Annotated in this window: 17 protein-coding genes; 7 read left to right on the plus strand and 10 right to left on the minus strand. The window is 58.7% G+C overall.

What is annotated here, in order from left to right; genetic code table 11:
• Positions 1 to 79 precede the first annotated feature (79 nt).
• The 10 genes from ABI_RS00305 to ABI_RS00360 all read right to left on the minus strand — a co-directional run bounded on the left by ABI_RS00305 (position 80) and on the right by ABI_RS00360 (position 14,579).
• Positions 80 to 1,003, minus strand: a complete 924-nt coding sequence (locus tag ABI_RS00305) for a DUF2493 domain-containing protein (RefSeq protein WP_040308398.1) — start codon at positions 1,001 to 1,003, stop codon at positions 80 to 82.
• 740 nt (positions 1,004 to 1,743) lie between these two features.
• Positions 1,744 to 2,646, minus strand: coding sequence for an ArdC family protein (locus tag ABI_RS00315; RefSeq protein ID WP_006270793.1), 903 nt, complete (start codon positions 2,644 to 2,646; stop codon positions 1,744 to 1,746).
• An 83-nt stretch (positions 2,647 to 2,729) separates the two neighbouring features.
• A complete protein-coding gene (locus ABI_RS00320) occupies positions 2,730 to 6,977 on the minus strand; it encodes a strawberry notch-like NTP hydrolase domain-containing protein (protein WP_006270794.1) in 4,248 nt (1,415 codons plus the stop codon).
• Between the two features lie 142 nt (positions 6,978 to 7,119).
• Entirely contained in the window at positions 7,120 to 9,171 is a 2,052-nt protein-coding gene (locus ABI_RS00325; RefSeq protein WP_006270795.1) for a ParB/RepB/Spo0J family partition protein, read from the minus strand.
• Between the two features lie 33 nt (positions 9,172 to 9,204).
• Positions 9,205 to 10,143, minus strand: coding sequence for a DUF7146 domain-containing protein (locus ABI_RS26730; RefSeq protein WP_006270796.1), 939 nt, complete (start codon positions 10,141 to 10,143; stop codon positions 9,205 to 9,207).
• 84 nt (positions 10,144 to 10,227) lie between these two features.
• Positions 10,228 to 10,569: a hypothetical protein gene (locus ABI_RS00335; RefSeq protein ID WP_006270797.1), complete on the minus strand. Its 342-nt coding sequence runs from the start codon at positions 10,567 to 10,569 to the stop codon at positions 10,228 to 10,230.
• Positions 10,566 to 11,243 carry a ParA family protein gene (locus ABI_RS00340; RefSeq protein ID WP_006270798.1) on the minus strand — a complete coding sequence of 226 codons (678 nt, stop codon included), beginning with the start codon at positions 11,241 to 11,243 and terminating at the stop codon, positions 10,566 to 10,568. Before ABI_RS00340 ends, ABI_RS00335 begins: the two co-directional genes overlap by 4 nt.
• Before the next feature lie 276 nt (positions 11,244 to 11,519).
• Positions 11,520 to 12,647 (minus strand): replication initiator protein A, encoded by a 1,128-nt coding sequence (locus tag ABI_RS00345; protein WP_006270799.1) that lies wholly within the window; start codon positions 12,645 to 12,647, stop codon positions 11,520 to 11,522.
• A gap of 664 nt (positions 12,648 to 13,311) precedes the next feature.
• Positions 13,312 to 14,157 carry a transglycosylase SLT domain-containing protein gene (locus ABI_RS23310; protein ID WP_050808159.1) on the minus strand — a complete coding sequence of 282 codons (846 nt, stop codon included), beginning with the start codon at positions 14,155 to 14,157 and terminating at the stop codon, positions 13,312 to 13,314.
• Positions 14,157 to 14,579 carry a hypothetical protein gene (locus ABI_RS00360; protein WP_040308401.1) on the minus strand — a complete coding sequence of 141 codons (423 nt, stop codon included), beginning with the start codon at positions 14,577 to 14,579 and terminating at the stop codon, positions 14,157 to 14,159. The genes ABI_RS23310 and ABI_RS00360 overlap by 1 nt, the downstream gene beginning before the upstream one ends.
• 577 nt (positions 14,580 to 15,156) lie before the next feature.
• On the opposite strand from ABI_RS00360, the gene ABI_RS00365 reads away from it, so the two are divergent.
• From ABI_RS00365 to ABI_RS00395, 7 genes are all read left to right on the plus strand, one after another.
• Positions 15,157 to 15,501: a hypothetical protein gene (locus tag ABI_RS00365; RefSeq protein WP_006270801.1), complete on the plus strand. Its 345-nt coding sequence runs from the start codon at positions 15,157 to 15,159 to the stop codon at positions 15,499 to 15,501.
• A 118-nt stretch (positions 15,502 to 15,619) separates the two neighbouring features.
• Positions 15,620 to 15,901 (plus strand): type IV conjugative transfer system protein TraL, encoded by a 282-nt coding sequence (traL, locus tag ABI_RS00370; protein WP_006270802.1) that lies wholly within the window; start codon positions 15,620 to 15,622, stop codon positions 15,899 to 15,901.
• A gap of 3 nt (positions 15,902 to 15,904) precedes the next feature.
• Entirely contained in the window at positions 15,905 to 16,504 is a 600-nt protein-coding gene (locus ABI_RS00375) for a type IV conjugative transfer system protein TraE (RefSeq protein WP_083811349.1), read from the plus strand.
• Entirely contained in the window at positions 16,504 to 17,220 is a 717-nt protein-coding gene (locus ABI_RS00380) for a type-F conjugative transfer system secretin TraK (RefSeq protein WP_006270804.1), read from the plus strand. The genes ABI_RS00375 and ABI_RS00380 overlap by 1 nt, the downstream gene beginning before the upstream one ends.
• Positions 17,217 to 18,545, plus strand: coding sequence for a TraB/VirB10 family protein (locus tag ABI_RS00385; RefSeq protein ID WP_006270805.1), 1,329 nt, complete (start codon positions 17,217 to 17,219; stop codon positions 18,543 to 18,545). The genes ABI_RS00380 and ABI_RS00385 overlap by 4 nt, the downstream gene beginning before the upstream one ends.
• Positions 18,542 to 19,375 carry a DsbC family protein gene (locus tag ABI_RS00390; RefSeq protein WP_006270806.1) on the plus strand — a complete coding sequence of 278 codons (834 nt, stop codon included), beginning with the start codon at positions 18,542 to 18,544 and terminating at the stop codon, positions 19,373 to 19,375. The genes ABI_RS00385 and ABI_RS00390 overlap by 4 nt, the downstream gene beginning before the upstream one ends.
• Positions 19,372 to 19,818, plus strand: coding sequence for a TraV family lipoprotein (locus tag ABI_RS00395; RefSeq protein ID WP_040308402.1), 447 nt, complete (start codon positions 19,372 to 19,374; stop codon positions 19,816 to 19,818). The genes ABI_RS00390 and ABI_RS00395 overlap by 4 nt, the downstream gene beginning before the upstream one ends.
• Positions 19,819 to 19,824 lie beyond the last annotated feature (6 nt).

The following is a 19,824-nucleotide window of genomic DNA, read 5'->3' on the forward strand; positions in this document are numbered from 1 at the left end:
CGACCGGCGCCCTCCCCCTTCCTTTTCCCCATTGCGCGATGCAAAAAATACCCCAGGCCGAAACCTGGGGCTGACGCTGCTATTTCTTCGGCGTGACCTGCATGGTGCGGATGCCTTTTTCGCGGGCCTTTTGACCGATATTGGCGGCAGGCCCAAACGGGCGGTGCTCTTCCTCGGTGACAGGCTCCAGCGTACATTCCAGGGTCAGCACCAGGACCGGATCAAGTAACAACAGATCGTCATTGGCCTTGAAGGGCGCTGCGGCTTTGAATTTGTCGAAATTGGCCTTGGACAGGATGGTCTTGATCTTCTTGTCACGCGCCCATTTGAGGGCCAGTTGTTCGGCGCCGAGATTGCCGGTTGTCGCCAGTTGCATGTTCGGGAATTGGGATAGCGCCCAGTTCAAGGCGTCATAGATGCGATTGGCGTCATTCACGCGGTTGGCTTTCGGTGCACCGCGGAATACGACGACCTCGGTGCCAGGATCGGCCAAGCCTTGTTCACGTCGATCCTTCGCGCGCAGGGCTTCCTTCACTTCGATCTGAGCATAGGTCGTCGCGTGATTTTTCGCCGAACCGCGCCACGGGGTCCAGACTTCACCCGTTTGGGCGGTATAGTTTTCATTGGCGGCGTCGCGCATGACCTCCATGATCATCACTGCGGCCTCGCCTCGGTTGAAGCTGCGCGTGGCGTCCTGAAGTTCGACATCCTTGATCTCGCTGCCATCGAAGTCGCGGATCAGCCGGCGCATGTCATCGTGAGAGCGATCCGCTTCGCGCTGGATCCGCAGGATGGCGCTGTGCAAGCCACCGATAAGACCTTCCATGATGATCGGCAGATGGTCTTCCAGGGCGGTGTTCAGAAAGACGTCGAGGACTTCATTGGTAACGGTCAGGCCGAGGTGTTCGATTTCAGCCTGGGCGGGATAGGGCATTTCGTGAGAGGCAAGCGTGCAGGCGGCGTCATAGCGGGAAAGGCCGAAGGAAGGAGAGGATATGTTCATGGCGTGTGACTTTCGAAGGTGTAAGAGAACCGATTTCTCGGAGAGGCCGCCGTTGGCCTTGCCTCTGCACCACGACCGCCACGGACCGATTTTCGGGCAATGGGCGCGCTTGCGCGCTCGTCTCGACCCTTGCCCGCAAAAAATCGGCGCTGTGGCAGTGGTTGCAGGATAAAAGGCGAGACCAACGGCTTTTCACCGGGCTCTTTTCGTTTCGTCACGCTTCCGATCGTCACCCGCCGAAACCGAACCGCCTCGGCCATTCCCGCTGTGACGGAAGCCGGTTCCTTACAAAAATCCCGCGCCGGCCGGCCGCTTCACCTGGTCGTTCGTTCAATGAAGGCACGCCGAAACAACACGCCCGCCGTCAAGCAGTCATCAAAGGACTGACCGGAGGAATACTGGTATCCTGCCAACCAGCTGAAGGGGCTGTCGAACACATGCAGCCACCCGCCACGACACCGGCAATGGTCATCGTCGGCCCTACGCCACCGCCAAACCGAAGCCTGCCACGGTCTTGACTTGGACGGGACCCGCCCATAAGTCATCTTCGCCGTCTGAGGTGTGAGAGCCCGCGGCGGCGGTTAATGGAAAAGATCCCGCGAGGTTCTTCTCCGTCGTTTTTGGCCAAAGAGCGAAAGGGCGGCGTCAAGCCGCCCTTTTACCAAAGGTCTTCCGCCAAGGTGCAGGCGCAGGCTTCAGCACGCAGCCAGCTCGTCACAAGGACCTGGCACCCCAAGACATCACCCCGCGAGGGGCAACGTCGACAAATCTTCCAAGCTTTGGCCGCCGTGGCGGTATTTGAGGATCATGTCACATGCTAATTGCGCCTTTCCAGCCGCCTTCAGCAGTTCGTTCGGTCGATCCTTCAAAAGCTCTGCCCAATAGCCGAGATATGCAATGTGGTCCTGGAAGACCGACTGTGATGGATTTATACCGAGGTGAAGCGATGTCAGATGCGACGTCAACTCGGCCACCAGCTCTTCCCGGGCGTAGTCCTCCCGGCCTTCATAGACGGCAAATCGGTCCAGGCGGCTCTTCGCGCCAGTGGCATGGCCAAACTCATGAAGGAGCGTCGTGACGTAGTATTCGTCATTGGCAAAAGCCTCCCGCGGCGGCATCCGGATGATATCTTCCGCCACGACGTAGCAGGCCATATTGCCTCCATGCGTGACCGGCACCGGGAAATTCGCCATGATGCCGGCGATGTCCTGCGCCAGCGGCTCCATAGCGTCGGTCGGCGCAGTCGATGGCTTGAAGAGCTCTGGCAAACCATCGATCTGGTCAGCGTTGAAAACACTATAGGTCTTGAGAAAGCGCAGGACGCGATCATCACCTTTGTCTTCCGCCTCGCCCTCGATAGTCCGGGTCTTGTAGAGGATGGCAGGGGACGCTTTTTCGCCCTTGCGCACGTTGCCGCCCAGGTCCTTGGCCTGATTGAATGTCAGCCAATAGGCACTGCCAAAACCGCGCGTCGCCTGCAGCATCGACAACAGGATGGCGTTCATCCCGCTGAAGGCCTCGCCGGTGGAGCGCAGCGGAAACCCCGGCCGGGCACCGTTGGCCCAAGGCTGCCGCCAGGGTGCGACGCCCTTGTCCAGTTCGATGATGATCGTGTCGATGATGGCGTCGAGTGCGGTATTCATTGGAAATCTCCTGCTTTCACCCGATCATTCGGGCTCGCAGGAGACCTCCCTTCCCTCTTCTTTCGCCGTACCCAACCGCCCGATCAGGCGTTGAGCACCAAGTCCTGCGCTGGATAGGACTTCAGCACGGCCCCCATCACGGACATGTCGCCGACGGGCAGGAAAACCCGGGCGGTGTAATTGATAATCTCAACGAAGCAGCCGAGGTCACGCAAACGCCTGTACTCGTTCGTATTGCCGAAGACCTCCAAACGGTGCCTGTCCATGACCTTCGAGCGCTTGAGATTGAGGTTGCCTGCCAGCTTGACGGTGCCGACATTGCGCATCACCAGATCGTGGGCGCCCAAGGGACTGGCGATTTCGCGCTTGGCGTCCGATACCCCCAGCACGTCGAGCAGTTTCAGGGCTTCCGCTTCCGACATGGTCCGGCCGAGCCAGCGCTTGCCGTCCGGCGCCCGCAAACGCTTCACATAGCAGGACTTCGACGGCAGGTTTTTCCAGATCGGCAGCAAGAGACCGGTGACGAGATTGAGTTGAGTATGAACGAACGGATCGAGCCCGTCGATTTCTGCCTGCCAAAGGCTGCGCCAGTTCGCTTCTTCGATGGGTTCCCAGTTGCTTTCAGCGAACAGATCGTCGCGCACCAGGTCCTGCTTTGTCGGCCGATGTAACCGGATCGCCGGGATCAGGCCATCGTCGTCGTCGGTCGTGGTGACACCGTTTTCCAGCAGGGCGACGCGCTTCGATTTCGGATTGTAGACGAAGTCATATTTGCTACGGGGCCAGTTCTCGAACATCCACTGAAGATCATCGAGCCTCGTCATCTTCCGCTGTTCCTTGACGTTGAACTTCAACAGCCTGGTCTCGGCGCCCGTCGGATCGGTGCGGATCACTTGGTCACTAACGAGATCGACCTGGTGCGGCACAAGGTCTTCAACGCCCTTATCGAGCGCGCCGGCAGCTTCCGCACGCTCCAAGATCGCCTTCAAACGACCTTCGAACTCGTCGAATACAGCGTCCTGGTCGGAAATACGCAGCGCCAGAAGCCGGTTCAGGAAGGTATGCAAGGGCGGCAAATCCTCGCTCGATAGCAGGCACCCGCTGTCGCCGCGAAGTTTCAGCGCCGTTTTACGCTCGAAGTCGCTGATGCCCATGCTCGGGATCTTGTCCTGGTACATGGCCTGATAAAAGGCCAACAGGGCGCGGCGTGCATAATCGTTTTCCAGGTTGTCCTCCGGCCGGAACAATCCGCTGCCGGCGCCGCGGCGCTCCCCGGTACTCAACGCCCCAAGACTGTGGAGGCGTCTGGCGATTGTCGAGAGAAACCGCTTCTCGCCCTTGATATTGGTTGTCACAGGCCGGAAGCAGGGCGCACAGACTTGATTGGAGCGATGCGTTCGCCCGATGCCCTGGATCGCCGTGTCAGCGCGCCAGCCGGATTCGACGAGGTAGTGGCGGCGGGGCTTCTGGTTGGCGCAGGCGCGGTCAGCATGATAGCTCCGCCCGGTCCCGCCCGCCTGGCTGAACACGAGAATGTCTTTGCGGCCGCCCATAAAGTCGTCGGTTTCGGATTTGGCGGCGCTGGCGGAGCGTTTATCCAGAACGAACTTGTCGTCCTTCAGGATCACACGGCGGCCGCGGCCGGTGATTTCAGCTATGCGCTCGGGCCCGAAATGGTGGATCAGACCGTCAAGAACACCCGGCACACCAGGTAGGGTTGCCAGATTGAGGATCAGCTCGTCACGCAGGGCGAGCGCCTCCTGGCTATGAACGGCATTGCCTTCGCTATCCGTCATCGGCACGAGCTTGATATTGCCGTTATCGTCTTCGGTCTCAACGAAACAGGTCGTCGGGAACGAGTGCTGCAAATACTCGGTGACGGTATCACGCGGCGTCAGGTCGATATGCAGGTCGTTGTACTCCGCTGGAGACACGGCTTCCAGCCGACGTTCCATGACCGCCTGGTTCGTCGACACCAGTTGAACCACGCAGGCCAAACCTGCCTCGACGTCTCCCTCGATAGCTCGGATCAACGTCGGGGTCTTGAATCCACAAAGAAGCGCGTTGAAAAACCGTTGACTGGTACTGGCAAAGGCCGATTTGGCGGCGCCCTTGGCCTGACCCGATGCGGTCTTGCCCTCCCCGTCGACTACGCCGATGGCCTCCAGAGCCTTGTCGAGATTGGCATGGATGATTTCGAAGGCCTCGGCCCAGGCGTCCCAGATTTCGATATTGGCCGGCGTCAGCTCGTGCAGCAACGGATCGATCGTCAAACCGTCGAAGCTGAGCATCCGGGCGACATAGAGCCCTTGCGCCTTCAATTCGCGCGCAATCAGTTCCATGACCGCAACGCCGCCATCGTCCGCCGCTTTCAGAAATTCCTCCCGGGTCAGGAACGGGGCCTCGGTCGATCCCCACAGTCCGAGACGGCTGGCATAGGCCAGGTTTTCCGGGGTAGTGGCGCCGGTTGCCGACACGTACATGATCCGGGCATTCGGCAACCGGTATTGCAGCATCAACCCGGCCAGGCCTTGCTGCGACGGCTTCTTGGCGCCGCGATTGCCTTTGCCGCCGGCAGCGTTCGCCATTTCGTGGGCTTCGTCGAAGACAATAGCGCCGTCAAAATCGGCCCCCAACCAATCGACGATCTGGTCGAGACGGGATTTCTTTTCCTGACGAGCGGCCACCCGCAAAGTGGCGTAGGTGCTGAACAGGATGCCCTTGTCCATACGGATCGGCTGCCCAAGCTTGTAGGCGCTCTGGCAAACGAGATCGTTGGCCGCGCCGCCGATGGCCGACCAGTCTCGTCGCGCGTCTTCCAGCAGCTCGTCGTTCTTGGAAATCCAGACGGCCTTTGGGCGTCCGTTTGCTACATTGTCGGCGATCACCGCGGATATCTGGCGCCCCTTGCCGACACCCGTACCGTCACCGAGAAAGAAACCCTTGCGAAGCTGAAAGCCGCCCTCGTGGGTCTCGGGCACCGCTGTGTAACTGGTCTTTTGCTCATTCAGCGCCCAAAAGCCTGGCAGAATTTCAGAATGGGCCTGGCCGGCATAGACGACGGTTTCCATCTGGGCGTCAGACAGTCCACCCGCCAGCACCATAGGGGGCAGTTTCGGCTGGTATGTTGGCCGCGGCACGGCGACAGAACCCATGGCGGAGGATTCAACAAGTGAAGACGGATGGGCGAACGAGGGTGCAAGCTGCATCCGCGAGACGCGATAGGCGCTGAACAGGCCGACATCGTCACCGATCCCAGCCCAATCGATTGTCGTATAGGTCGCCAGGGCGGTCGTTTGGAGGAAGCATAGTCGGGTCGAGACGGTTGGTCGTGCTCCTGCGTTACCCGAAAAAGCCGCCACAGAGCCCGCAGGGCGGAAAATCCGTGCCTTGGCTGTCAAGCGAGCGGGAACGGCCGAAATTGCCTCCAGCGCCTGTGCCAGGCTCTCGGCGGCCATTGTCGAAGCGTTACCTTCCGTTGGCGCGACGCGATCGAAGACAAAAAGGCCGGTTTCGACCCCTGTGCCATGTTTACCGAAGGCATTTTCCGGCAGGATTATTGTGGCGCGAATAGCAAACAGGCGTGACAGGCGCCCCAACGCCGGCGACTCGAAGAAGGAAGCTGGCACGATTGCCGAGACGCGTCCTCCATCGGCTACACATTTTCCGGCGCTGAGCAGATGCGCCTCGATGTCGGTGAAGGGAGGGTTCATGACGACAGCGTCGAACTGACCTGCGGTTTGGACCCGATCGTGCAGCGTCTTCCCGTCAAAACGGCTGCGGTCGCAAGCTGCAAATGCTGCGTCCAGAAGTTCCGCACGGGTCGCAGCGATTTCATTCAGGTGCAGCCTGGCGCCGCACACCTCCGCCATCACGGCCAGCATCCCGGTGCCGGCGGACGGTTCAAGGACAAAATCCCCAGGTCTGATCTGTGCCGCCAGGATCGCCAGGGCCGCAAGTTCGAGCGGTGTGGAGAATTGGTCAAGCATGACCTGCTCCTCGGACCGACGCGAATGGGTCAGGCCAAGGACGGAGATTTTCGCCAGCGCCTCAACCACGTCCAGAGGCGCATCTTCGATCCGCGACACCTGGCACGCGACCTTGCGAACCTGCAGAACCTGCGCGACTTCGATGGCCTCATAGGCGTCTTTCCAGTTCCACACACCTTCGGTGTCGGTGCCCATGAAGGAAAAACTCATGGCATCACGTACTGTGCCGCGATCGAGCGCCTTGCCGCGCATCAGGCTGGGTTGCAGTGCTCGCGCCGCGCCCAACAGGGCCGCCGATTTGCTGAGGGTGGTTGCGCCGAAAAGGGAAAGGGACTTGTTCATGGCTGACTCCGTCTGGTCTTGGGCTTTGCCCGGTTGAGATCAGCCTTCCCCTCCCTCCCCTCTTCTTTCGCCAACCAGGCCATTCGAACGCCGGCATGAAAATGGCCCCCGCCAGAACAGCGAGGGCCGGATAGTTCAGGGCCTATGCTGCCTCTGACAGTTGTTCATCGCCTCCAGTCACAGCGTCATTTGGGACAGGCTCCTCTTCGGGTTCCAATTCCTCGTCGCCTTCCAACTCAACGTTTCCTGCGCCCGCGGCATCGTCCGAATCCGCGTCCGCCGCATCATCTTCCGCCTCCAGTTCCGCGTTGTTGTCGAAGCTGAGCGCCGCAGGCACCCATTGATGGGCAACCCCCTGCTCCGCGATATAGCTGGCCAGCGCACCCTTTTTCATCGTCCCCAGGGTGTCGCCCTCACAGCCCATACGGTCGGCAAAGCCGAGCAACTGCTTCTTCGAGCACTTTGCGTAGAAATCAGCGCTCGGGAACCAGTGGGTCCGGATGTCGTGGTCGATCTCCTCGGCGACCTCCTGCATCAGCGCCCGTGCCTTCTTCCGGATCATATTGGTCGCGTCCTCCGTGATCCACAGACTCGCCGCGGTCGTGAGCGCGAGAAGCTCCTGAATTTGCCCAAATGCCAGGCTGGAAACCCACGCGTAGGGCCGCAGTCCCGTCTCGGCATAGGCATCCTTGAATTCCAGCAAGCGCTGAACCAGGCCCTGGTCCAGACCTTCTACTGCGCCGTAATTGGCAGCCTGGATATTGCGCGTGTAGCTGACCTTCAGGGCCCGGTCGTCGATGTAGCTACCCTGCTGCGAGAGAACCACCTGTTCGAACATGCTGCAGACCTGCAGTTTGAGCGCCGCTGAGAACGAGCCGGCCAAGGAACACTGTAAACCGCGCACGGCCATCTCAGTTGCCAGGCGGTGAAAGGCATTGCTCTCGCCGTCGGTATCGATCAGGATTTTTCGTTCCGGAACGGTATCAAAGACACGCGGCTCTGCCTTTGCAGTGGCATCAAGCGCTGCACGTTTGGACTCCTCCCAGGCGCTGATGTCGTCGACGTAGGTGTGAAACTTGAATTCCAGCAGGGTTCTGTCGCCGGGGACGATGAGGACGGCCCGGACCGGCATCGGGGCCAGACGAGCAACTTCCTGGTCGAACAGGGCCTTGCAGAACGGCGCCAGTCCGGTGATCTCAAACACGCCATCTTCCGGCACCGGCGGCAAAGCTTCGCGGACCGTGGCCAATTTGGCCTGGGCCTCGGCAAGAGCCTCCCGTTCCTCCTTGCTTCGGCTGTACCGATAGCCAGGGTCGCCGAATTCTTCGGGAAGTTCCGCGTCGCAGTCGGGATTGATCAAGGTCGTTATACCCAATCCCTCGAACAGGTCCCGCAACGGTTGGAGCTTTTCGGCCCATAGCGAAGCGGCAATGGGCATGTCCAGGCACATGTCGGGCAACTCGTTCAGGAGGTCGGTTGAAACCTTTCCGCCGGCTTCAACGTAGGCGCCTAAGCCTACGATCTTCATCATCGACGAGGCGGCCGACAAACCTTCCTGATCAAGGTAGTCACGGACTTGGCCGACGCTCAGGTGTCCATACTGCCGGCCCTTGCTGATCACCGCTCCCTGCTCAGCCAGCGTTGGAATGCGCGCGATCATTTTGAGAGTGTTGAAGTCGATGAACTTGGTCTTGAATGCCGTGATGGCGTCGAGGTGGACGCGCGAGACGACCTGAAACTTCTTCACTTCGGCCAGGTCCATGCATAATCCTCGCGCGATCTTGTCGGCCGAGAATTTCTTTTCAGCCATGGCGCGGATGGCCAGGATCTTGTCGGCGGGACCGACCGGCAGACGGGCGCCGTTGGCGGTCACAAGAGCGGCGGCGATAGCTTCCTGGGTTTCGCAAAGCTCGGTCGTGATTTCGAGATCATTGGTAATCAGGCCCTGTTCCAGGAGCATTCGGAAGCCCAACAAGCGACGACGACCGTCCAGCGCCATGTAGGGTTTTTCCTTTTTGCCGCCTTTACGGACCAGGAGCGGAAGCAATTGGCCGGCGGCATCGGGAGCCAGACTCTGAGCGAGGTCGGGGATCAATTCGTCGGCCGGCTCCAGAAATCGTGGGTTTTCCGGCGCGATGTCGAGATCCTTCAAGGCGACGACGACGCGGGACAGCTGGGATGCTTGCGGGTTCATTGGTAGTCTCCATCAACTGGGTGAGGCCTATCCTCAGCGACCAGTCACCCTCCCCCTTCCCTCCCCCTCTTCTTTTGCCCGCCGGCCCATGACCTGTGCCATTTGGTTGAAGTCGCGAAACCGTTCTGGCGGCAAATGCACCGTCGCCATTAAGCCAAGTGAAACAAGGATTTCGCGCAGGGCTACGGCTGCCCACTCACCTTCCACGCCTCGGTCAGCCGCAATAAGGATTGAGCGCACACAGGCCGGAGGCCGGAAGGCACGCAGGTTACGAATGCCAAGAAGCGCATGGGCGGGAAGGCCAAAATAATCCGAGGCGGACAGCGCCGTCATGACGCCTTCCGCCACAAGCATTTCATAGGCTGGGTCATCAAGCTGGACAAGGCTTCCTGGCGGAACAACGCCGACGGTTTTGCGCGAGAGCTTCAGCTTGGCATCGCGGTCGCCGGTTGGATCGAGGTAGGTAAGCTCGACCGCCGTCGTTTGACCTTGTGGTGTTACGATCCGGCTCATAAGTGCTGGCCGGGTGAACCGGCTGTTGCGCTGATAGGCAGCCACGCGACACGCCGGATTATGCAGAACACTCTTTATCCTGACCAGGTCGCGCGCAATCGCTCGGTATTCGTGGAGATACCTGGCACTTAAGGTCTCAGGCAACGGGACGCCGGCGCTCCAAAGATCTTCGGCGACGCCTCGTTTTTGTCCGTCCGACGGGCACGAAGGCTGCAGTATCGATGGTCCTCTCGCACCGGGGTAGCCTGCCCTGTCGATAAGGCCCCTCTTCCTTAGATCATCCAGGATTTCAAAGGCCGTAGCGCCGCCGAAGCTGAAAGCAACAACGCGGCCTGTGCGACCTATGACCAATGAAGCGGACCGATCAGCCCGGCTATGGCCAGGCGCCGGGATAGAGGCCCTCAGACCGCCATTGTAAAGCTCGCCGCCTGTCGCACGGACGATTTGAACCAGGGACATGTAACCTCCTACGCAAAATCTGCGCGGAAGCCTCGCCCTCGCCCCTTCTCCAACCTGCCGTTTCGATGGATTGGAAAAGAGCTATCAGCTGGTTTTTTCGTAATGGTCGAGCAGGAACTCGATAATCTGGCCGTATTTCCAGGTCGTGTACTGGTCCCTCACGGCCAAGGCCTTGAAGCGTTCTGCGACATCCGAACGGATGTGCATGTTTACTTGCTGGTATTTGGGTTGGATGGGCTCCCTTGAGGGAAACACCGTTGCAGGCGGTGGCGCCTTCTTTTCAGGCTTCTTGGCAAGCGCAGCGGTCTTGATGGTTTCCGGTGGCGCGCCTGGATCGGGGGAACGGGGCGCCTTTGGCTTGAAGGAATCGAGGCCCAGGTCATCAATGTCGAGCGTCTTTAGCGTGGCGGTCGATGAATTGGTCATGCTGCGGCTTCCCGTTCGGATTCACGAATTTTTGCGATGAGTTCTGCCCCGAATTCAGCGATGTTCTCGTAGGCTTTTTCAAGATTGTTCGACGTTTTGCCGAGATCGTAGATCGTGCCCCCGCGGAGGAATATCTGGGAATACGCGTCCCGGTCATAGATTTCGGTATTGAAGGTCGGGATCGGGCTCTCTTTGAACTGTTGAACGATGATCTTCGAGGCCCGCGATTTCACATACTTGGTCATGGTGAAGAGCAGCGCAAACGGGATTTCACGGCGCATCATCTTGAAGTCGAGCTTCATATTCTTGATGACTTGAACAGCCGCCTCTGCATCCTGCTGCTGTTCCTTGCAAGGGATCACGATGAAGTCGCTGGCGGAGATAGCGTAACCCATTGTCTTTGAGGACGTCCCTTCGAGATCCACAATGACGAAGGCATCCTTGGCAGCCGCCTTCTCAATGAGTTCGAGGATGTTCTCTTCGGTGACACCGCCGGCGACGCTGAGACGTTCCGGCACAGCACCCGGCTTTTGGGCCCAGCTTGAAATCGGACGCCGCGGATCGGCATCAATGATCGTCACACCGGTTTTTTGAGCCAGAAAACAACCAAGAAGCAGCGCTGTCGTGGTCTTGCCAGACCCACCCTTGGAATTGGCAAATGTAATCACTGGCATGGGGCGTCCTCATCAAACCGCTTGAGCTACCCTATCGGGCAATATCGTAGGGTCCGATATCGCCCAATATTGGTTAATATTGCGTTACTCAATAGGCCTCGATAGCGAACAATATTGCGCACTATCGCGTCAAGCCGTGCGATACAATTCAATATTGCCCGCTATTGGGCCGCGCAATATTGAAGGGCACCCTAGACGCCCGTGCAGAACCCTAGGGTTTGATAGGGTGCAGTACTTATCTACGCCGCTATTGCACTGGCAAGGGGAGGGGAGGCGCTATCGCTTGCTCAATGGCGCCCGCTCATGTCGCTTCTTACAAAAAGCCAAAAACGCAGCGTTCGGGCTTTTGAGTTCGGGGCTACCGCTATCGCGCCACCAGCTTACCCACTCATGGAATAGGCCCTGCACGTCATAACCTGGTGCGGCCTTACGAGCCTTCGCAAAGCAATCGGCATCAATCTTCGGTTCTCCCGTCGACGCGCCTGCTGCCGCAATTGCTTTGTTCTTAAATTTCGCCGAGCGTCGGTTTGTGAAGACGACATTCTCGTCCTGGATGTCGATGGCATAGTCAGGAAAATGGTGGTGCTCTTCGTCCTGCTTGACGATGGTTTTCACCAGCCGACGGAATTCCCGCGACGTCGAGGTCGATCCGCATTTCTTTTGAAGGATTTCAAAAGAAATAGCCCAACTCGGTTGCTGCCCGCAATGCTTTCGTGCCAGTTCGTACATCCTGCGCTCAAGCGGCTTCCGGAGCCGGAAATAGTCCCGGTGCAGCGTGAGGACTTCCTTGGCCTGAATGGCGTTGAATACCCAGTCGGCCAGTTTGATTTCCACCTCCTGCATTCGTCCGTCTCGCGTAGCCCGGACTATCTTCGACCCTTCAATCAAACCGAAGTTCTCAAAAACCTCCTGCCCACCCGTCGCGACGTTGGTGCTGATGCGGGTACCGGCCAATCGCTCCAGCGCCGATTTTAACCCCTCGTAGGCTTCGCCATTTGTCATTCGATTAGTCGCAACGAGAAAGTCCCAGGCCTTCATGCGCACGGTCTGGGCAACAGGCCGCCCCTGGTTTAACGCGGCGATCGTCTGGCTGATACAATAGATCAAAATATCCCGATCGTGGACGGTCGCCATGCCGCGCACAGATGGCGCGACTTCAACGAAGACATTACCGTGCTGGTATTTCCTGATGTTGAGGTCAGGCTTGGTCGAAAGGGAAAAAATAGGGTGCTCCATCGAGGCCATATCCGCCTTGGGAACAGCGTCCAGGATATCGCAGACGAACAAATCGCTCTCATGCCGTGTCGGGAGGAGGGGAGAGCGGCTATGATCTCCGCGATCGGTATCTTCAGTGTCTGATTCGATCAGGTCCAACTGAGGCTGTGCAGGTTTTTCTTTCGCCATTTCACACACACCCGCCTGAGCAGTCGCCAAGGATTCGACATTTTACACACGCACAGCACTTCGACATTTCACACACACTTTCCAGGCCGTTCGACATTTCACACACACCCTCCCTACACTTCGCTCGAAACCTGCCTGCTCATGACGCCTGTTTTCGACATTTCACCCACACAACAGGCGAAGTATCGACAGTTCACACACGTCCGAGACTCGAAGCATCGACATTTCAAACACAGAGTCAAGGCACTTCGACAGTTCACACACGCAACAAACCAATCGGCACGTCAGGGAAGGCCAAAAATCATAGAAAATTGCTTTCGATAGTTCACCCACGCAGGTTCGACATATCACCCACATTTCTTCGACAGATCACACACAAACCCCTTCAAAAACCCTGTATCGATTCAATAAGTTCCCAACACTTATCCACCGCGTAACACATACATAACACTTATATTAACACTACCGCCCTGTGGATAACTCTTTGGAAAACCCCGTCTGAGACACCGCAAACATCGTAGTAAGGGGCATTCGAAAAAGAAACCAAACGGAACAAAACCTCCTTCGGGTCCAGCCAAAACGGCTGCAAACCCAAAAATTTGAGGGCCGCAAACAACCGATTCGCGAATCGCTGCCACCCAAGGTGCATTCGGAATAGGAAGCATCACAACCGCCCCAATCCGGCCAATCTGAGCCGGTCAAAGACCTCACCCACAGTTCTAGGTCGGCCACCAGACGTGAAAAATATCCGGCCATTCGAGGCCGCCGCGTCCGGAACCAACAAAGATGCCGGCAGGTAAGGCCTCAATGCGTAGCCTTCCAGAAACCGCAACCCGGCATCTTGCCCAAAGAAATGGAGCATATACAACTCGCTAGCGCTAGGGCGCCGCCCAAATTCCGAGGAAAGCACCCGATAGTTTTTAAGCGAAAAAGCCGCCGCAACCTTGGTGCTCAAAGATGCATCCGAACGAAGTGCCAGCAAACGAGCCCGCTCTCCTCGCGTCGAAGTTTCACACACACCTCGCCTGTTTCGCCAGATCGCCTCTGCGCCGCTAACTCCAAGCGCAGGACCGAATTCCTTCAGGCTACAGAGCCAGGTATTTTCAGTGAACTGGAACAAGCCAAACGCCGTAGACGTTTGAGCCCCAGCAAAGGGATCAAAGTTGCTTTCCCTCTGGGCCAAGCGAACAAGATAACGAGGGTCCATGCCGGCCTCGAAGCCCTCTCGGGCAACCAATGCGACCAATCCCCCAGGCGATCGCAAATTTTTCTCCGCTGTGAAACCGCGCACTGAGCGCTGCCTGGACAACGTCTCCAAACCGGCCCTGCCCAAGGCGATCCGTACATCCGGGTCATAGGACAACTCATCGAGCAAATCCGGAAAATACCCAGCATGAAAGACCTCTGGATCGCGAAGACGAGCTGAACTTGCCGTTGAAGCAAGGCTCGTCACGGAAGTCGTGGCCGTCAGGAGTGCAACAGCAAAGATAGAAAGCGACCTGCCGAACATCACACTGCTCGCTTTGTAGGGGAGGGGAATCGCCCTTCGTCGTTCGCCGATGCGACCTTGGCCTCATCTCCAAGGACTATGCGACTGACCTTCTCGATGAATTCCCGATAGCTATTGCTTGTTTCGGCGGCTTCGTAGAGCTGCCAAGGCTTTACGCCGAGTTCGAGCATGATGTTGTGAAACAGCTCAATCTTCGTCGGGCCGCTGACGAGCCTGTAGTTCTCATCCAGGACCGGTGTAATATAAATCTTCAACGTATCCTTATTTATACCTAAATCACGAATTAAATTTTTTCTCACAAATGCACGTCCGGTGCGTTTTTGTTTCAATAGCATGAATGCATACTGTAACGCCTCGGCAACCCGAGCCGTAATAATATCGGCCGTATACAGGGCCTCAGGAACGTTCCAAAGATCCACCATCTCATCCCCCCCTTGCCGGACGCTCGTTTAATTCGGCAAAGCCAGGCGAACCTTCACGCACTCAACTTCGCACAAAAACACATGAAACAAATTGAAAATGTTACGATAATTCGCTGTTGAGGCGAAACCGTCACATGACGCTACTGAGAAGTTGGCCCGCATAAATCAAAAAAACTCTCAGCGCAACCTGTCGTTTTAGCGGGTAGCATTTTTTTGTTTGGGTTGCGATTGGGCTACGCTGTTGACGTAAAGGAAACAACGCCTTCACAAGCATCGCTATCAAAAAACAGTCACAGAGCTAAGTATTTGCGAGCCACCGTTCGACGAATCATACATTGAACCGCGCTTAGGCCAATACGGTATCGGGCAGGTTTTTTCCGTCGCGAAGCCGGTTTTTCCCGGCCTGATCCCGATAAACCTGAGCTTGTGTCGGCAAAAACCTGCCATGGGCGGAAATCCCCGGACAAGGACCAATTTTTTCCGGAATCTACTGTTTTGACAGATAGTTAGGAAAATGTGAATCGTCCGCCGTACCTCGCGGGTACGTCGTAATCTGGTCTCAAAGGGGCTCTCACATATGAAAAAGCTTGTCGCGCAGGCGTCCGATCTGCGGAACCACCTCGTCAACAATACGAACATCGTCGAGGACGCCATTGTCCTTGGTGCACTGGTCGCCGGTGTCGCCCTGTTCGGCAGCGCAATCGCCGGAACTGACACCACCTTCGCCGCCGCGACGACCACGATCACCAACTGGTCCACCGGTTCGCTCGGCAAGCTCGCGGCTGTCGCCGGAATCGGTTCGGCCCTGGTCGGCCTGGTCATGAAGTTTGACTGGCGCCTGATTGCCGGCGCCGCCGGCATCGGTCTCACGGCCGCTACGGGCCCGGGTATCGTCTCCGCCCTGGCAACGGCGACCTTCTAGGCGGGGCAGGGGAGGCGTCGTCCTTCCCCTTTTCACACACACCCGGCCTTGCCGGAACGAGCGAAACTAACTGGCGCAGTACGGGAATGCTGCGCCAGCCCAATGAAGTCTGGTCCAAATGAATACCCGTATCCCCCAACATCTCGACGAACCTGAGCGCTATTTCATTTTCACACCGGACGAACTGGTCGTGGTCGTGGCGCCGCTGGTCGTGCTGACCATTGTGAGCAATTTCCTCGTGGGCCTAATCGTTGCGGCGATCGGCTTTTGGCTGCTTCGCCGGCTCAAAAAGGGAGGCAACCTCAACCGGCTGCTCTGGGCGGCGTACTGGCTTCTGCCATCGAGCACGTTCGGCCTCAAGAAGACGCCGGCGTCCCATGAACGCCTGTTGGTCGGTTAGGTCATGGACTTTCAGAAAACCCAAAAGGAGCGGCAACTCTTCGCGCAGCGGTCGGTTGTGCTCGGCGGACTGCTGGCATTGAGCCTGACGTCGACTGCTGTGCTGTCGCTTTGCCTGATGAACAGCAGCCGGATCATTCTCGTCCCGACCCTGCCGGCCGACGCAAGCCTGGACGCCAACGGTCATGTCGATGCGGAATATCTCGAAGACATGTCGCGTGACGTCGCCTGGCTCTTCCTCAACAAAACACCGGAAACCTCGCGGTATTTCGAGCGCAAGGCCCAAAGGATCATGGACCCGACGAGCTTCGAGGGCGTGAAGGTCGCGCTGGAGAAGGAGAGCGCCAGGGCCGAGGCTACCCACACCTCCCAGGCCTTCTTCCCGGACGATTTCTTCGAAGACCCTTCGAACCTGTATTCGGAGGTGAGGGGGCGGCTGGTGATCATGCAGGGGACGCAGGTGATCGACGACCAACCGAAGATCTACGCCCTCCACTGGAGCAAGACCGGCACCCTGGTCCGACTCCTGTCGATCGCCGAAATCGATCCAAAAGACGCCAAAGGCGAAAAGGTCAAACCTATACAAACGTCGGAGGGCATGTGATGACAGCCAAACTCCTATTCGCTGCACCGGTCTTCGGCGTGGCCTGTTTCGCTTCCCTGGCCTGCGCAGAGGTGATTTCAGTCAAGGACGGGAGGGTCTCCGTCGATGTCTCGGCCATGCAGATGTCGCGGCTGCTTGTCCAGGGCGAGAAGATCACGGCTGTCCGTAGTCTCGACGACCCGTCCGGGCCCCAGCTGCTCGTGCAAAACGATCCCGCCACCGGCGACGTATTTGTTGGTTTCGACGGTGATACGGCCGGCCGAACCTTCAGCCTGTTCGTCACCACGGACCAGGGCGAAACGGTCCAGGTCCTGCTGCACCCAGGTGACGGAGCGGCCAGGACCATCGAACTCGTGCCGGAAATAAAGGCGACAGCTCAGACGGGTGCGGCCTCGCTGAAAGTCAACGGCTATGCTGAGACCGTCACGGCCTTCATGAAACTGATGTTCAATAGCCAGGTTACTGACGGCGTGACTTACACACCTGTCGACGACGAGGGCGAGACGACCGCGCACCTCAAAATCCGGACCGTTGGCTACTACCGCGCTGCCGGCATCCGCGGCATCGTCCTCTACGTCACCAATCGCGATACGGTTCCCCAAGACCTGAAGGCCGAGCAGTTCCTCGTCAAACATGTGATTGCCGCCGGTGTGAGCCACGAGATGCTCAAACCGGGCGACAGTGCGCGGGTCTACATCGCGGAGGAGGCCCAGTGAGTATTCCCGACCCGATCCCCGAGTCCGTCGATGACATCGGCAATCCGAACGTCCAGGCCCGTCGAGGGCAAAACCTTCGCTGGCTTCTGATCGTCGGCGCGGCGGCTGTCCTCGGCGCTCTGGTCTTCTACATGATGAATTTCAAGAAGCCGGCGGGCGCAGCCGCCGTGCAGCAAAAGGCGCTCGAACAAAGGAGCCTGGCCACGGCCAACGTTGCAGCACCGGCCGCAATCAGTCCTGAGGCGGAGAATACGAAGCTGCGCGGCCAGATGGCCGACCTGCAACAGCAACTGCAAACGACTATGGATCAGAACGCCCAACTTACCAGCCAGAACCAGATGCTCGGACAGCCGGGAGTGGTGCTCAACGATCCCCCTGTCCAAACCTATGTACCCAGAACACGCCAGGGCGCAGCCTACAACCAGACGGGCTCGCAACCCCCGGCGCCAGGTGACGCTGCCTCTATTCCCCCCGCTCAGAGTGCAGCGTCACCGCTTTTCGCTGCCACGGCCACGGCAGGGGAGGGGGCTGGCGCGCCCAAACGGTCTATCCGGCTCCTCACGGTCGGAAATAGCCTTGAAGCGGCCCCAGCGGCTTCAACGGCGGCCGCAGGCACAGCTGGAGACGGTGCAGGCACGGACAAGGTGAGTATCTACGATAGTTCCCAGTATGTCGCGCCGAATTCCTACGTCTTGGCCAAGGTTCTCGTCGGCGTCGATATGCAGACCGGCATTGCGTCGACAGCCGATCCCAAGCCGGTTCTATTCCGGATCGAGGGCAGCGCCATTGGCGTGGGCGCCGACGGCAAATACCAGTCAAGCAACCTGAACGGCTGCCTGGTGAATGGCGCAGCGTTCGCGGAGCTGTCGAGCGAGAAGGTCTATATCAAGCTGCAGAAGATCACCTGTGCGGTCGACGGAAACCATACCCTCGTCTCGAAGGTCGACGGCTACGTCACCTATATGGGCAAGTCCGGGGTCCGCGGGCGCGTTGTCTCGCGGGAAGGCAACTTTGCCGGCAAGGCGATGGTCGCCGGGACGCTCCAGGGCCTGGGTCAGGCCATGAGCACAAATGTCCAGCGCAGCCAGACCGCCATCACCACGACGGGGACGGGCGGAAGTCTCGCCACGGTACCGCTTTCGTCCTCCCAGATAGCGCAGGACGCATTGGGCACAGGCGTTGGCAATGCCTCCTCGATGCTCGCCGACTACTACATCAAACGCGCGGAACAGTATCAACCCGTCATCGAAATGCCGACCGGCATGGATGTCGAGTTGGTCTTCCTCGACGGCTTTCGCTTTACGAATAAAGGCAGCACGAAATGATCCCCGCCTGGACCAAAACGAACCTGAACCGGGAAACCGTGGGTGTCATCGGCCTCTTCGGCGTCGCCGCGATCGCAGTCGTCGTCGCCGGCGTCATTTTCCTGCCGCAGAACGCCACGAGCCTCAAAACCAGGATACAGGCTGATTTCCCCAACACCCGGATCACGTCGATCAACTGCGACACCGCCGTCGACGGGCTCTGCGAGGTGACCGCCGGGAAGAATCTGTTCTATGCCACGCGGGACGGACGTTACATCGTCGTCGGGTCCCTGATCGACTTGCAAAAAAAGCTCGACCTGACCGACGAACGGCTGAAACAGCTGGCCGCGCTGGACCTCGCCACGGACAAGGTGACCTCGGCACCGGCCAAGGGCACAGCGCCACAAGTTCCTGCCCTGGCCAAGCTTGACGTCGACCTGCCGCTCGCCAACGCCGTCATCCATAATCCCGGCGCACCCATCAAGATCAAGGTCTTCTCCGACTTCAGTTGCGGCTACTGCCGCATGCTGTTCGCCGAACTGTCAACGACCAAGGGCATTGAGGTGACCGAGTATCCGATCGCCATTCTGGGTGAGGAGAGCGCCACGAAGGCCCGGATCGTGTTGTGCGCCAAGGACCGGCCCGCGGCCTCCATCAAAGCTTACACCTCCGGCAAGATAGAAACCGGATCGGACTGCGCAGCCGCAGCCGCGGCCGTCGAGGCCAATACGCGCTTTGCGCAGGCGCATGGCGTTTCCGGCACGCCCACCATCATCCGTGCCGATGGAACCGTCAACCAGGGTTACCTCGCCCTGGACGCCCTGAAGGCCTTCGGGGAAGCCAAATCATGACCAAGGTCTTTGCCATATTCATTCTGCAGCTTGTCCTTACGGCCTGTGCGAGCAAAAGTACCACGACCCAAAGCTGGTCGTGCCGAGCGGTTGGGAATCAAACCTGCGCCTCGATCCATGAGATCGACAACAGGTCGGCCGGCCAGGACAAGCAAGTGCCTCGAACCGCCATTTTTGGGGCCCGGCTCGCCAATTGGTGGGATGCACCTGCTCCGACGTCGGTCACGCGGGAAGACGCGCCCCGCCGCGAATACGACCAGACGATGCGGATCCTCCTCGCGCCTTACGTGGACGCGCAGGGCGACTATCACGACCGAGCCGAGGTTTATGCGGTGATGCGCAAGGCCCAATGGTGGATCGCACCGCCGGTGCCCGTCACGGCTTCTCCGGAGCCAGGTGCGAGCTTGCCGCCGCCGGCGTCCCCTACGCCTGAGAAGGAATAGGTCGGC

This window comes from Asticcacaulis biprosthecium C19 (genome assembly GCF_000204015.1).
GTDB classification, from domain to species: Bacteria; Pseudomonadota; Alphaproteobacteria; order Caulobacterales; family Caulobacteraceae; genus Asticcacaulis; species Asticcacaulis biprosthecius.